Source organism: Nocardia sp. GP40 (assembly GCF_050434125.1).
GTDB classification, from domain to species: domain Bacteria; phylum Actinomycetota; class Actinomycetes; order Mycobacteriales; family Mycobacteriaceae; genus Nocardia; species Nocardia albiluteola.
The window spans coordinates 382,249-395,214 of sequence record NZ_JBNPVW010000009.1 but is presented as its reverse complement, the minus strand read 5'-3'; the positions used below and the strand labels follow the sequence as shown (position 1 = coordinate 395,214).

Here is a 12,966-nt window from a genome sequence, read left to right as displayed (position 1 = left end):
AACGAATCGGTTTACTTGCCACCGCGGAGCGGGCGGGCCTTTGCATTTGCTCGGATACAAACCAACCGGCCCCGGGCTACCTTCATGGTCGCCGACCGTCACGGTGCGGCAGGCGCCGCGCCGGGCGTTGGCATCGCGTGTGTGATCGCGCGCTTCGGGGAGGCGACAAAACCGCGATAGGCATCGGGAACGGGCCGAACAGCCGGTACATCATCATCGAAGAGGCCCTGCACACCATGCACCGCCCAGGACCTTGTGCCTGGTGCCGGTGGGCCCTGGGCGGTGGACTTCACACCTTCATCCCGTCGGCAACACCAGCGGGAGGAGCGGTTTGCCGACCGTCCGACATTAACACCGGCCACTGCGACTTATCTCCGGTTACAGCCGGTGCCGCGCAATTGCTGGGCGACTCGGCTGGGCATCGGGGCCCTTGATCACCGCCGGATGCTCAACGCAGGCGTATCCGGCCAATCGACCATCACCCCATACTCGGGATCCTTCGGGACGGTCAACCACCTGGGCCCACAGTCAGCTGAGACCGGCGACTTCTTGGGCGATGGTCGTGGGCCGGGATTGCGCCGCCGCGACGACACCGTGGCGGTCCTTGTTGGCTTGCTCGTAGAGCAGGATCGCTCGAATGTCGGCAGGTTCGGTGAGTTCCTTGATCGCGGCGGCGGCTTGGGCGACGGTCAAATCGTCGTAGTCGCCGATGGGCAACTCACTCGGTTCGAGTGTGCCGGTGGCGGTGCGGACGGAATGCAACGCGTCCGCGGCGGTGTCGGCGCCTTCATCGCGGGCGACCTGTTCGGCGGTGGCGAGCGCGGTGTCGCGGGAGGCGGTGAGGGTTTTGACCGCGACATCTCCGGCGTGCGCGCCCTGGGCGAGTAACTCACCGAGCGCGGGTGGAGTGGCGCGGACGGTGTCCAATACCCGGTCCAGGCCACGCGCGGACCAGCTGACGGGGAGGTTGATCAGCTTCACCAGCGTCCCGGCGCCTGCTTGCAGACGGGTGTGGCGTAGTGCGGCCGGTCCGCCGAGGGCGTCTTCGGTCAGCACGGTGGTCAGCCAGTCCACGGTCTCGGTATGCGCGGTGATCAACCGTTGCGCCAATGTCACGATCTCGGGGTGCCCGGCGGTTGTCGCGAGGGCCTTGATGTAGCGGGCGCGGTCCAGGAGTCGGTGTTCGAGGGACAGGTCACCGAGCAGGGCTTCATCGAACGGCTGGGCCTGGTCGACCACGGCCTTGACCGCAGCGGCGCCGCGTCCGAGGAAGGGGGCGACCAGCTCCGGGATATCACCCAGTTCACGGATGGCTGCCTCGATGGCGCGAGCGCGGTCGCGGGCATTGTCGGCGTTGTCGACCAGCACGCGGCGTGCCGCCTCATTGCGGGCTTGCGCGATCCGGGTGTCGGCGACCTGAATTTCGGCGTTGGTCAAAGCGAGAACGGCGCGCAACTGCGCCGACAAGGTAGTCGTGTCGCGTGTACTCATGCGGATCTCGTCCCTTCGGCGTTGGTGACAACATCGGGTCGACGCAAGGTGCAACGCTTGATGACTATACCGTCCAGCAACCCCACAGATCACAGCCCAACCGGTGTACACCGAGGTCGAGCACACTGAAACCGAGGCTTGCCCAAACGTAGATCTCGAGATCACATGGTCGGCATCAGCATTCGGCGCGATGCGCTCTGCCTCGGTCCGGGGCCTCCAGAATGGGGACCTGTCCGGCGCCGGGCACCAGAATTCGATCGGCCGAGTCGGGCAGTTCGCGCAGAAAACGCTGGGCGTAGGCGCGGTTGGGTGTCACCCCTGTCGCATTCGCAGATCAGTAGGCGTACCGGGGTTTTCGGCCTCGACGGTGATCCGGCCCGGGGACGAGATTCCGCTGTATATGGGGTGGGATCCGAACACGCCAGAAACGGCTAGGGCGCGGCCCGTGAGGTCCAGCGCTATCAGGCCGACAGCGACCCGGCGGCACGTTGGGAGCCGAGTCGCTGATTCGACTGCCGGTAGGACCGGGTGGCGGGGGCCGGTTCGAGGGGAACCTCGGCCCACACGGTCTTGCGCCCGTGATGTCGGGTGCAGGCCCAGGTTGTGGAGAGTCGGTCGATCAGCATCATGCCGCGACCGCCGGTGGCGTCGGGGGTGCGCAGCTGCGGGTCACCGGGGCCGATGGCGTCCACTTCGATGCGCACCCGCGGCCGGTCTGCACACAGCGTGACCCGGCATAGGCGCGGTGCCTGCCCGTGGCGGCGGGCGTTGCTGGCCAGCTCGTCGAATACCTGGAGGGGCGACCTGCAGATCATCCAGCACCGGTGTCGTCATGACCATCACCTCTCCTGCGTCACTGCCCGAGTGCACCGGATCTACCGCACCCATCGGCGGTCACGGCGCCGACGACCGTCACGACCGACTGATGAGACCAATTCCATTGGTAGTCAGCGACATTGCCGGACCTCGCCACAGTGATTCGCATACTGTAGCGAGATCGCATCCTATGCAATCGACGACAGAAGGCACACTTTCGAGAAACGTCACGTTAAGGGGCCGACGATGATTAAGTCGTAACATACCGTGATATCGAAAGATATTGTGGTATGGGTGATTTCGTGGTGACCGTAGAGTCTCTGGCGGCGAAGTTCGAGGCGTTGCTGCCGCATCTGGATGAGCGGCAGCGGCGTCTGGTGTTGGGAGCTGAGGCGCGGTCGTTGGGCCGGGGTGGGGGACGGCTCGTCGCCCGGGCCACGGGGATCCGGGAGGCGACGGTGTCGCGGGGAGTCACCGAGTTGGAGTCCGGGGTGGCTCCGTTGGGGCGGGTCCGCAGGCCCGGCGGTGGTCGTAAACGGGTGGCTGATCTCGACGCGGGCCTGGTCCCGGCGTTGCTGGCGCTGGTCGAGCCCGACGAGCGTGGGGATCCGATGTCGCCGCTGCGGTGGACGACGCGTTCGACCCGCAACCTCGCTGCCGCATTGACCGCGCAGGGCCATGAGGTCGGATCCGACGTGGTCGCCGATTTGCTGCGTGAGCAGGGGTTCAGTTTGCAGTCCAACGTCAAAACCCTTGAAGGCAAGCAGAACCCGGATCGCGATGCCCAGTTCCGGTATATCAACGATAAGGTCAAGGCCCATCAGGCCGAGGGGCAACCGGTGGTCAGTGTCGACACCAAAAAGAAGGAGTTGGTCGGGCCGTTCAAGAGCGCCGGCCGTGAATGGCGGCCCCAGGGCGACCCGGTGAAGGTCGGCACCCATGATTTCCCCAGCTCCGCTGTCGGCAAAGCGGTGCCTTACGGGATCTACGATCTCGCCGCCAACACCGGATGGGTCAACGTCGGCACCGACCACGACACCGCCGCGTTCGCCGTGGAATCGTTGCGCCGCTGGTGGAACGGGCAAGGACGCATCGACTACCCGGCCGCGACCGAACTGCTGGTCACCGCTGATGCCGGTGGTTCCAACAGCTACCGCACCAGAGCCTGGAAAACCGAACTCGCCGCATTCGCCGCCGAGGTCGGCCTGCAGATCACGGTCTGTCATTTTCCGCCAGGCACATCAAAATGGAACGCCATCGAGCACCGCCTGTTCTCCCACATCTCCACCAACTGGCGCGGACGACCCTTGACCAGCCACGACGTCGTCATCAACACCATCGCCGCGACCAGGACCCGCACCGGGCTGAGCGTGGCCGCGCACCTCGATACCGGCACTTACCCGACCGGCGTCACCGTCAGCGATGAACAGCTCGCCGCTGTGCCGATCACCGGCCACGACTGGCACGGCGAATGGAACTACACCATCAGCCCCGAACCCCTCACCACCACACCGGAATCGAGCACCAGCGAGGACATCTCCACCGTGTCCGGGCGGCAACGCGAGGACCTGCTCTGGCTCCACGCTCCCGAACTGACCGGCCTTCCATCGGGCCAATTCGACCAACTCGTCACCATGCTCACCCCCAAAGACCAGGCCAGCCGCCGCGCCAGGACCAACGGCCGCAACCCCACCACCTCCCTCGCGGACCGTGTAGCCATCACCCTGGCCAAACAACGCTTCGCCACACCCTGGACCGTTCTCGCCGAACTCATCGGAATAAGCCCCGCCGCCATCACCAAAGCCATCAAACGCACTCGCGCCCTCCTCGACGACACCGGCCACCTGCCCGAACCGACAGCAACCACACTCACCACCGCCACCGAAATACACGAATTCATCTCTGACGCAACCAAATTCACCCAACGACACTGAAGCTTACGTGTTATTTATCGGCAGTCCCTAAGCGGTTTCGCTATGGCTGAGCAGGGCTGTCGGGGCGTGCTCGGGCCCGGCGTGGTGGCAGCGCGAGGCGGAAGATCTTCAGCCATACCGACCCGATTTGTCTGCTCAGCGGTCCGGTGTTGTAGGGAAGCCGGTATTTTTCGCACAGTGCCCGCACCTGTGGTGCGATTTCCGGATAGCGGTTGGCCGGGAGGTCGGGGAACAGGTGGTGCTCGATTTGATGTGACAGGTTGCCGGACATGATGTGGAACAGTGGGCCGCCGTCGATGTTGGACGAGCCGAGCATCTGCCGCACGTACCATTCGCCGCGGGTCTCGTTCGCGGTTTCTTCCTCGGTGAAGGTTTGTACCCCGGAGGGGAAGTGTCCGCAGAAGATGATGGAGTGGGCCCAGATGTTGCGGATCAGGTTTGCGGTGGCGTTCCCGGCCAGGGTGGATAGGAACAGGGGGCCGCTGAGCAGCGGGAAGGCGATGTAGTCCTTGAGGATCTGTTGACGAGCCTTGCGCCACTGGCCCTCGAGCAGTCGTTTGATGTCGGTCCATGTGCGTTTGCCCTGGATGATGTTGTCGAACTCCAGGTCGTGCAGCATCACACCCCACTCGAACAGCAGCATCGCCGCGACTGCGTATACCGGGTTGCCCAGGTAGTACGGATTCCACTGCTGGCCCTCGTCGATACGCAGCACGCCGTAGCCGAGGTCGCGGTCACGGCCGCGGATGTTGGTGTAGGTGTGGTGCACGTAGTTGTGCGAATGTTTCCACTGATCGGCGGGGCAGACGTTATCCCATTCGAACACACGTGAATTCAGGCCGGGTTCATGCATCCAGTCCCATTGGCCGTGCATGACGTTGTGGCCGATCTCCATGTTGTCCAGGATCTTGGAAATGCTCAGTGCCGCGACGCCCGCCAGCCACAACGGCGGCAGGAAGCCCAGATACATCAGGCTGCGGCCGGCGATCTCGAAACCGCGCTGCGCGGTGATGATGGAGTAGATGTATTCGCGATCGCGTTCGCCCAGGTCGGCGGTGAGGTGGTCGCGCAACTCGTCCAGCGCGCGCCCGAGCTCGGTCACTTGCTCGGCGGACAGCACGACCGGTCCGTTCTTCGTTCCGGTCAGTATGGCCATGGGGCACTCCTTTCTCAGATTGCGATGTCGACGTCGCCGACAGGAGTATTGATGCAGAGCTGGATGGGCTGTTCGGGGTCGCTGTCGAGCCCGCCGGTGCGGATATTGCGGGTAGTGCCCGAGCGCCGGACCGCGGTGCAGGACAGGCAGATTCCCATGCGGCAGCCGTATGCCGGTGTGAGGCCGGCGGATTCGGCCTGCTCGAGCAGGGTGGCGCCGGTGTTCTCTGCGGTGACACCGCTGCCGAAGAAGCGCACCGTCCCCCTGGCATCCGCCGGGTCCGCGGGGGCGGAGGTGACGGTGAATTCCTCGCTGTGCAGGCGGTCGTCGAGCTGTTCGGCCGTGTAGATGGTGCGTACCGCCGCCATCAGCGACGGTGGGCCGCACAGGTAGGTCTGTGCGTCGGCGAACCACGGCGCAACTCGTTGCAGCTCGTCGTAGCCGAAGCGGCCGACGGCGGGCGCAGTGGCCGCGCAGGTCCACCGCGCGGCGCCGGCGGCCATCGGCTGCTGCGCTGTGGCATCCCGCGTGTAGCGCAGTGCGATACCGAAGTTGGCGTGCCGCCGCGTGAGTGCGTCGAGTTCGCCCCGATGCGGCACGACCTGCGGCGAGCGCGCATAGTGCAGGAACACGACCTCACCGCCATGGTCCTCGTCGGCCAGCGTGCGCAGCATGGACAGCACCGGGGTGATGCCGCTGCCGCCGCTGATCAGCAGGATCCGCTGTGGGCGCGGATCGGGCAGCTGGAACACGCCCGCGGCCGGGGCGAGGTCGACCACCATTCCGGGCGTCGCATGGTGATAAAGGTATCGTGACACGAGCCCGTTCGGATGCGCCCTGACGGTGAGCTCGATACGCCGATCACGGCACGCTTGCGAGTTCACCGGCGAATAGCAGCGGGTGTGTTTGACGCCGTCGATCAGCACACCTATCTGCACGAACTGACCAGCCAGATGCCCGCGCCACTGCCGCGTCGGCCGCAGCACGAGGGTCACCGAGCCGGGAACCGAGCGGCGCACATCTGTGATTTCGGCACGCATATCGCACAGCGTGAAGGTCGGACGCACCAACTCCAAGTACCGGTCGAGCGAGTGCGGCGTTGTGAGGGTCTGCACCACATCGATGAGTCCCACCATGCGATCGATTCTCCACACTTGGCTCAGCGAGATGAGTGAGTAGGTGTGGTGCTGGACGCGGACGTGGCACGGTTGTCGCCGTTCATACGGACCGTATCGGCATTGACGGGCATTACAGCTTCTACGTGCCCGATCTAGGCGGAACGCATCGGCCGCTGGATCCCGACGCCCGCGACGACGACTGAGCCGTCCACTGTCGGTGCCGCGGCGATACAGGGTGGTCGCGATTGAGGAACTTCACCATCGTATAGCAGCGGGCAGCGGCAAGGCGGCCGAGCCATGTCGCTGCCGAGGTGGTTCATGATTGCGGCTGGTCGGCGATGGTGCTTACGGCCTTGCGCATCTGCGCGTCGGCGCGGTCTGCGGTGGTGGCGGGGTCGATCACCAACAATCGAAGGCGCCGATCGTGCGGACCGAAGACATACATCACCAGGGGTGGCTGGCCCGGAAGCGGGCCGGCGACCTCGATCCCATCGGGAGGGTCGATGCCACGCTGGGACAGGCTCAGCGAATTCCAATCGAAGCTGATCCGGGCGGTCGCGCCCAGTCGCGTAGTGAGGGCGGTGACCAGGTCATGCAGTTCTACGGTGAGGTTGTCGGTTCTGGGCCACCAGGCGCCGTCGACGCCACTGGATTGTTCGTCACCCTCGCGCAGCAGCAATCGCGGTGTGCGGGTCGGCGTGCCGAATGGTTGCCCACCACCGGCGGTTGCCCGGAATCGGCCCAGGCCGCGGTCGGCGGCGGCACCGCCCCTGTCCTGCGACGGGTTCTGTGTCATATCAGACCGCCCGCAGGAGACGGGGATCCTGCGAAGGATGAGCGCCGGTCTTCCGGGTCCACCGCGCTGTGACCGCCTTCGTCGTCCCAGCGGCGCAACGCGGCCGCGTTCTGGGTGTGATCGAGGCTGTGCCGGGTGCCGGCGGCCACGAGTTCGTCGGTGGTGAGTTCATTGCCCGGTTGGGATGCGGCCGACAGCAACGCCTGGGCGGTGGCGGTGGCGGTGCCTGCGGGGATCACCAGCAGGACGAGGCGGGTGCGGTCCAGTCCCAGGACGCAGAGTGTGTGGGTGGGCAGATGCTGGTATCCGTCCAGGTGCACCGAACGTCCGCCGATCATCGTGCGCCGCGGCGCCGGCTGCCAGGCGGTCATGTTGTACATGATTCGGTCGACGCGCCCTGCCCGCCCGGCCAGCAGCACCTCCAGATCGGCTAGTTCGGCGACCAAGTCGGTCGTGCGGGGCCACCAAGCCCCGTCCACCGCCCCGGGGCGGGGTGCTCGCGGTGTCGGTAACCGCCGTGACGACCGCAGGGCGCCGCGGAGGGCGAGGCGTGAAGAGCGGTCCAGCAGGATCGGCTCGTGTTGTAGCGTCATCACGACGCTCCTGACCGGGACCGCGTGGCGGTCCCTGTTCATTCGCCGGGCGACGACGAGACCACGGGTGGTTTCGTACCAAAAGTCCCCGACACCCTCATCCTACCGCCGGGTACACCGGCCCGATGCGCGCGTACGCACGATGGACCTTCGGGGCATCGCAGGAAAACCACCCCACCGTGTGGGTGTCGGCCCGTCAGATCGAATCCGTCCGACTTTCATGCCGCGCCCGGCCCATTTTCGCAGAACCAACGACCCGATCAGGTCGGCTTCGCCAGCCGTGCCCACGCGCCTGTGCGCCGAGGCCGATGCGGGGCGAATCGTTGCGTCAGGGCGCCGGAGACGGCTGTTCCCGCCCGGAAGAGGGATACCGAGATCGCCGACGCGGCAACCGACTACGCGATCCCGGGATGGTCGCCGCAAATGAGTCCGTGCCCGGGGCATCGGGCGGACCGGCGGTGGGATCTCCGGCGCGAACACCGAGGGTTTGCGGTGTGGCGGTAGCGGTTTCGGTGATGGCCGCCGCGATATCCGGTGCGCTACCGCAACAGCAGGGCCAGGTCTCGAACTCAAGGAGGTCCGTGGCGCGTGGCCCGAGCAGCAAAGTAGGCCGCGCCGGTAAACCGGTGGAACAGTGTGCCGGGAGGCAGCGGTTCCTCGGATTGTTGCCTGTCAACAATGTAGTCCTACAGTGTACGGGAATGGGCGTAGACTGGCAATATCCGGAGAGGACGTGACGCCGATATGCCGCCCCGCCAGGCCGGGTACTACGCAAGGCAGTCCGTCATGTCGACCCTGTTGGAGCGTGCTCGCCGCGCTCGCCGCCGCCCCGCCCCCGCGCTGCCCGCTCCACCGACCCGCACCAGCTGGCGGCCGAGCCGCAGTCCTCCGCCGTCGCTGCGCCGGAGAATCCGCAGCTCACCGCCGAAACGCTCCCCGACGCACCGGCGCGCACCCCGCCGGTCACCGAGCCGGCACGCCGCGGCAGGAAGCCGCGCATCGCGCGGACCAGGATCAGCAGCACCTGGGTCGCCGTCATTGTGGCCCTGCTCGTGCTGCTGGGTCTGCTGGTCTTCATCCTGCAGAACCTCACCCGCGCCCAACTGTTCTACCTCGGTGGCTCGGGTAGCTTGCCGATCGGGGTGGCCATGCTGCTGGCCGCGGTCGCCGGGGCATTGTCGGTCGCATTGGTCGGGACCGCCCGCATCCTGCAACTGCGGCACACCGCCCACCGGCGCCCCCGCCGATAGATGGGCTGATCGTCACGTCGGTGGGCACGCGATGTCTGTATCGGCTCGAAATGCTCAGCGCAGTAGGCGATTACGCGATCCCGGAGTGGTCGGCGCAGATGAAGCCGTGCCGGGGGTGCTGGCGCCATCCGGCGTCGAGCAGCCATGCGCGCACGGATGCGGGCACGGTGTGCCATTCGATGAGTTCGGCGGCCAGGTCGCCGACAAGGATGGGGCCGGCATCGCACAGGCCGCAGTCGGCGGCGGCGATCTGCTCGCGCGGTTGGCAGGCCGTGCAGTGCCGCGCCTCGATCACCTCGCCGGGGCGGTCGGGGTCGGGTTGCAGCCAGTTGATGGTCAGGTCCTGGGTTTGCTGCTGCTGCGCATACGCCTCGGCGGGACGGTTGCCGCAGCTCGGGCACGGTGCGATGCCGAGTTCTTCGCGGCGGCGGTGCATCTTCTCCCGCGCGAGCTCACGGATCGACGGACCGTCGGCCACCGGCACCGCAGGTGGTGCCGCGTCCGCGACGGCCACGGGCATTTGTTCCGGATCAGATACCGTCGCAACGGTTTCCGTAGCCACGGGCATCGGAGCCGCAGTCGTAGCGGGCGCGGGGTTGGCGGGGCCGGAGCGGGGTCGGCCGCAGACGCTGGCCGGGTCGAGGTGCCCGTAGAGGGTGCCGCGTTTGACGCCGAGGATGTTCGCGATCGCCGCGACGGTGTGGCGGCCCTCGTCGTAGAGCCGCTGGGCCTGCTCGACCTGATCCGCGGTCAGCTTCGGTCGCCGTCCGCCGGTGCGCCCGCGGGCGCGGGCGGCTTCGAGGCCGTCGCGGGTGTTGGCGATGATCAGCTCGCGCTGCAACTCCGCCAGCACGCTCAGCATGCCGAACATGGCCGGCGAGCACGGCGTGCCCGTCCTGGCCATCCGATCCAAACCCGCCGATGGCACCCCGCAGCCCGAAGATCACCGCGAACCACCGAATCCGGAGCCCCACGATCAGCCGCTGTACGACCCGACAATCTCCTACGCGGCTGTCTCCGATTCCGAAGAGTCGTTGTCCGGCAACGAATCCCGCGCGGCAGGAAGCGAGCACGGCTAGGGTGCTCGTCGTGGCTGAGCGCGGTGAGCAGAACTGGTATCCGACTACCCGGATCGGGTATTTCACCAACCTTGTCCGCGAAGGCATCGACCTCACCCGCGGCCAGATCGAGTTGTTCGAGCCGGCGCTGGCCGAGCCGTACCGGCTCGACGACGCCACGGTGATCCGAGCCATCCGCGTCTACGAGAACCAGCACGCCGACCAGGTGCTGTTCCGCAACCAGGCCGACCGCTGGGCGAGCGAAGTGGCCACCGCAGGCGAGAAGCGCGCTGGCCACCTACGTCGCCGCGCTCGACGAACTCGACCGGCTCACCGACGACATGCTCGACATCTGCGCGAAGCTGTCGCAGCAGACGATCGAGAAACTAGATGGCCACAACCGATGAGGGAGCCGGGCTCGAGGCGCTGATGCGGCTGGCCCGCGACGGCTCACCAGCCAGAACTGGACCTACCAGCAATAAGCCGTCAGGAAGAATTGAGCCATGACCGATCCCCAGGACAGCTGCCAGACGCGAGAAACGCATCTACGCGCACTGCAGGAACTGTCTAGAGTCGATTGCTATGGGTTCCCGGACTCGGAAGCGCCGCAAGCGCACCCATAGGGATTCCGCAGCGCTCGGCCGGGTGACGGCCGCAGCGCGGCGTGACCCCCCGTAGCCCGACCGGCAGGACCGGGTTCGCCGCTCGGGCCGTTCAGGGCCTCTACCCGCTGGTGGCGCGGTGGTGCGTGGCACCAGCGGGCACGCAGGTGTGGCAAGAGATGCCTCCGGCGCTGATTCCGCTTCTCGCGCCCAGGTATCGTTGCTGAAGTCTCACCGGCCTGTCCTGGCCGACCACGTATTCGGAAGATGCAGGGGTGGCTCAGGAATGGCAATTACAGACGTTGCAGCCTACGCGCATCTGAGCCCGGCTGATGTCGAGGCGCTCGGTTGCGAGCTCGATGAGATTCGCCGGGACATCGAGAACCGGCGTGGGGCGCGGGATGCGCGGTACATCCGGCACACGATCGCGTTTCAACGCGCACTCGATGCCCTGTCGCGGCTGACGATAGCGGTAAGCCGCAGCAGAGTCGGCTGGGTGCTGGGCACCGTGGGATTGGCGGCGGCCAAAAGCATCGAGAATATGGAAATCGGCCACAACGTCTGCCACGGCCAATGGGATTGGATGAACGATCCGGAAATCTGTTCCAGCACATGGGAATGGGACATGGTCGGGCTGTCCTCGCAGTGGCGGTACTCGCACAACGTCCGTCATCACGTGTACACGAACGTGCTGGGTCTTGACGACGATATCGGTTTCGGTGTGATGCGGGTGACCAGAGACCAGCCGTGGCGGCCTCGGTTCCTGCTGCAGCCGCTGAGGTACGTGTTGCTGGCGGTCACCTTCGAGTGGGGGATCGCCCTGCACGGCTTGTACTCCGAGCAGGAGCGTGTGGCAACCGGCGCGGAGCGAAGATCGCAAGCCAAAGCGCTGATCGGCAAGATTGCCCGACAAGCTGGGAAGGACTACGTGCTCGCCCCGGTGTTGAATGGTCGGCGCTGGCGTCGCACGTTCGTAGCGAATCTGGCAGCCAGCACCCTGCGCAACCTCTGGGCACATGTGGTGATTTTCTGCGGCCATTTCCCTGATGGCGCCGAGAAATTCACGCCGATGGCGGTGGAGCAGGAGACCAAAGCACAGTGGTATCTGCGGCAGATGCTCGGCACGGCGAACTTCGATGCGGGGCCGGTCCTGGCGTTCATGAGCGGGAATCTGTGTTATCAGATCGAACACCATCTGTTCCCGGACCTGCCCAGCAACCGTTACGCCGAAATCGCCCGGCGTGTCCAAGCGTTGTGCGACAAGTACGACATTCCCTACACCACCGGTCCGCTGCCACGCCAATACCTGTTGGCGCTGCGCACTATCCACAAACTAGCGCTTCCGGATTGGTTCCTTACCGCCACCGCGGACGACGCACGTGAACGGCGTCCGAACGCAAATTCTGCGGGCGACCGGATCGAAGTGACGGTCGCATCCATAACGGCGCCCGGTCCGTCACGTGATTGGTGCCGCCGTTGGCGAATACTCCCGCGACGCCGATGAGCGCGGCGACGATGAGGATGACGAGCCCGACGATGACGATCGGACACCGTCAGGCGCTCTCGGAACACGCCGAGCGAACCCCGATGTCAACACGCGGTTCGGGAGGCGAGGAATTACGAGGGTGCCATCCGGCAGTGGGTCTCGAGGCCGACCCTCCGCCCCCGCCGACCGGCGACGGAGGGGCTCGACCCCCACGGTCGGTGCGCGGTGGGAACGGTGTGCGGCACCGTCCAGTGGCTCGCGACCGCGACTGTAGGTCTACGGAATTAGAAGGCATATGAGGGCCAGTGACGAGCGCTCCGGCGCTCAGGCCGCTCCCACAGATAAATCGCGGAGCCGGCACCTCCTGGCCGAGTTATCCGCTCTGGTCGGTGGTGATGCCGATGGATGCCTGGCGTGACGGGCACGTGCGATCTCGGCGAGTTCGCCGGTCCGGGCGGCCCGCGTGGCTCGTCCCTGCAAGGCGAGACCGGCCCAACCCGACACCACCCCGAACACGGCGATCAAACCACCTCGCCGACGCTCGCCCCCGGCCACGAGACAGGCAGTCGGGCGTGGGATCTGCGGCAGGTTCGGGTTCGGTGGGTTGGCGAGGATGATGGCGGTGAAGCGGTAGAGGTCAACGCGCAGGCACTGGGCGGAGTAGGC

At 66.2% G+C, this 12,966-nt stretch carries 14 protein-coding genes; 5 read left to right on the top strand and 9 right to left on the bottom strand.

Annotated elements, in window-relative coordinates; translation table 11 throughout:
• Positions 1 to 528 precede the first annotated feature (528 nt).
• The 3 genes from ABH933_RS27425 to ABH933_RS27415 all read right to left on the bottom strand — a co-directional run bounded on the left by ABH933_RS27425 (position 529) and on the right by ABH933_RS27415 (position 2,306).
• Positions 529 to 1,491, bottom strand: coding sequence for a ferritin-like domain-containing protein (locus tag ABH933_RS27425; RefSeq protein WP_429426470.1), 963 nt, complete (start codon positions 1,489 to 1,491; stop codon positions 529 to 531).
• 175 nt (positions 1,492 to 1,666) lie between these two features.
• Positions 1,667 to 1,807, bottom strand: a complete 141-nt coding sequence (locus ABH933_RS27420) for a hypothetical protein (RefSeq protein ID WP_429426472.1) — start codon at positions 1,805 to 1,807, stop codon at positions 1,667 to 1,669.
• Positions 1,808 to 1,952: 145 nt separating this feature from the next.
• A complete protein-coding gene (locus tag ABH933_RS27415; RefSeq protein WP_429426474.1) occupies positions 1,953 to 2,306 on the bottom strand; it encodes an ATP-binding protein in 354 nt (117 codons plus the stop codon).
• Between the two features lie 306 nt (positions 2,307 to 2,612).
• Between ABH933_RS27415 and ABH933_RS27410 the strand changes: the two genes are divergently transcribed.
• On the top strand, positions 2,613 to 4,241 hold the full coding sequence (locus ABH933_RS27410) for an ISAzo13 family transposase (RefSeq protein ID WP_429426476.1): 1,629 nt from the start codon (positions 2,613 to 2,615) through the stop codon (positions 4,239 to 4,241).
• A gap of 40 nt (positions 4,242 to 4,281) precedes the next feature.
• Here the strand turns inward: ABH933_RS27410 and ABH933_RS27405 are convergent, their stop codons facing one another.
• From ABH933_RS27405 to ABH933_RS27385, 5 genes are all read right to left on the bottom strand, one after another.
• Positions 4,282 to 5,397, bottom strand: coding sequence for a fatty acid desaturase family protein (locus ABH933_RS27405; protein WP_429426478.1), 1,116 nt, complete (start codon positions 5,395 to 5,397; stop codon positions 4,282 to 4,284).
• Between the two features lie 14 nt (positions 5,398 to 5,411).
• Positions 5,412 to 6,533, bottom strand: coding sequence for a ferredoxin reductase (locus tag ABH933_RS27400; RefSeq protein ID WP_429426480.1), 1,122 nt, complete (start codon positions 6,531 to 6,533; stop codon positions 5,412 to 5,414).
• A 298-nt stretch (positions 6,534 to 6,831) separates the two neighbouring features.
• Positions 6,832 to 7,311 carry a DUF5994 family protein gene (locus ABH933_RS27395; RefSeq protein ID WP_429426482.1) on the bottom strand — a complete coding sequence of 160 codons (480 nt, stop codon included), beginning with the start codon at positions 7,309 to 7,311 and terminating at the stop codon, positions 6,832 to 6,834.
• Positions 7,308 to 7,904, bottom strand: coding sequence for a DUF5994 family protein (locus ABH933_RS27390; RefSeq protein ID WP_429426484.1), 597 nt, complete (start codon positions 7,902 to 7,904; stop codon positions 7,308 to 7,310). Before ABH933_RS27390 ends, ABH933_RS27395 begins: the two co-directional genes overlap by 4 nt.
• 784 nt (positions 7,905 to 8,688) lie before the next feature.
• The gene (locus ABH933_RS27385; protein ID WP_429426486.1) at positions 8,689 to 8,943 is read right to left on the bottom strand and encodes a hypothetical protein; all 255 of its coding nucleotides are present in this window, start codon (positions 8,941 to 8,943) and stop codon (positions 8,689 to 8,691) included.
• A gap of 1 nt (position 8,944) precedes the next feature.
• Between ABH933_RS27385 and ABH933_RS27380 the strand changes: the two genes are divergently transcribed.
• A complete protein-coding gene (locus ABH933_RS27380; RefSeq protein WP_429426488.1) occupies positions 8,945 to 9,154 on the top strand; it encodes a lipopolysaccharide assembly protein LapA domain-containing protein in 210 nt (69 codons plus the stop codon).
• A 70-nt stretch (positions 9,155 to 9,224) separates the two neighbouring features.
• Here ABH933_RS27380 and ABH933_RS27375 read toward each other — a convergent pair whose 3' ends face one another.
• Complete coding sequence (locus ABH933_RS27375) at positions 9,225 to 10,016, bottom strand: helix-turn-helix domain-containing protein (RefSeq protein WP_429426490.1); 792 nt, start codon at positions 10,014 to 10,016, stop codon at positions 9,225 to 9,227.
• 7 nt (positions 10,017 to 10,023) lie between these two features.
• On the opposite strand from ABH933_RS27375, the gene ABH933_RS27370 reads away from it, so the two are divergent.
• From ABH933_RS27370 to ABH933_RS27360, 3 genes are all read left to right on the top strand, one after another.
• Entirely contained in the window at positions 10,024 to 10,233 is a 210-nt protein-coding gene (locus ABH933_RS27370) for a hypothetical protein (protein WP_429426492.1), read from the top strand.
• Positions 10,234 to 10,243: 10 nt separating this feature from the next.
• A complete protein-coding gene (locus ABH933_RS27365) occupies positions 10,244 to 10,642 on the top strand; it encodes a hypothetical protein (RefSeq protein ID WP_429426494.1) in 399 nt (132 codons plus the stop codon).
• A 458-nt stretch (positions 10,643 to 11,100) separates the two neighbouring features.
• On the top strand, positions 11,101 to 12,318 hold the full coding sequence (locus ABH933_RS27360; RefSeq protein ID WP_429426496.1) for a fatty acid desaturase family protein: 1,218 nt from the start codon (positions 11,101 to 11,103) through the stop codon (positions 12,316 to 12,318).
• The last annotated feature ends 648 nt before the right edge of the window (positions 12,319 to 12,966 follow it).

Excerpts from the sequence above, each read along its gene's own strand:
- ABH933_RS27425 (WP_429426470.1), bottom strand. The coding sequence starts at position 1,491 with ATGAGTACACGCGACACGACTACCTTGTCGGCGCAGTTGCGCGCCGTT.
- ABH933_RS27415 (WP_429426474.1), bottom strand. The coding sequence starts at position 2,306 with ATGATCTGCAGGTCGCCCCTCCAGGTATTCGACGAGCTGGCCAGCAAC.
- ABH933_RS27405 (WP_429426478.1), bottom strand. The coding sequence starts at position 5,397 with ATGGCCATACTGACCGGAACGAAGAACGGACCGGTCGTGCTGTCCGCC.
- ABH933_RS27400 (WP_429426480.1), bottom strand. The coding sequence starts at position 6,533 with ATGGTGGGACTCATCGATGTGGTGCAGACCCTCACAACGCCGCACTCG.
- ABH933_RS27395 (WP_429426482.1), bottom strand. The coding sequence starts at position 7,311 with ATGACACAGAACCCGTCGCAGGACAGGGGCGGTGCCGCCGCCGACCGC.
- ABH933_RS27390 (WP_429426484.1), bottom strand. The coding sequence starts at position 7,904 with ATGACGCTACAACACGAGCCGATCCTGCTGGACCGCTCTTCACGCCTC.
- ABH933_RS27385 (WP_429426486.1), bottom strand. The coding sequence starts at position 8,943 with ATGACGGCGACCCAGGTGCTGCTGATCCTGGTCCGCGCGATGCGCGGC.
- ABH933_RS27375 (WP_429426490.1), bottom strand. The coding sequence starts at position 10,016 with ATGCTGAGCGTGCTGGCGGAGTTGCAGCGCGAGCTGATCATCGCCAAC.
- ABH933_RS27370 (WP_429426492.1), top strand. The coding sequence starts at position 10,024 with ATGGCCGGCGAGCACGGCGTGCCCGTCCTGGCCATCCGATCCAAACCC.
- ABH933_RS27360 (WP_429426496.1), top strand. The coding sequence starts at position 11,101 with ATGGCAATTACAGACGTTGCAGCCTACGCGCATCTGAGCCCGGCTGAT.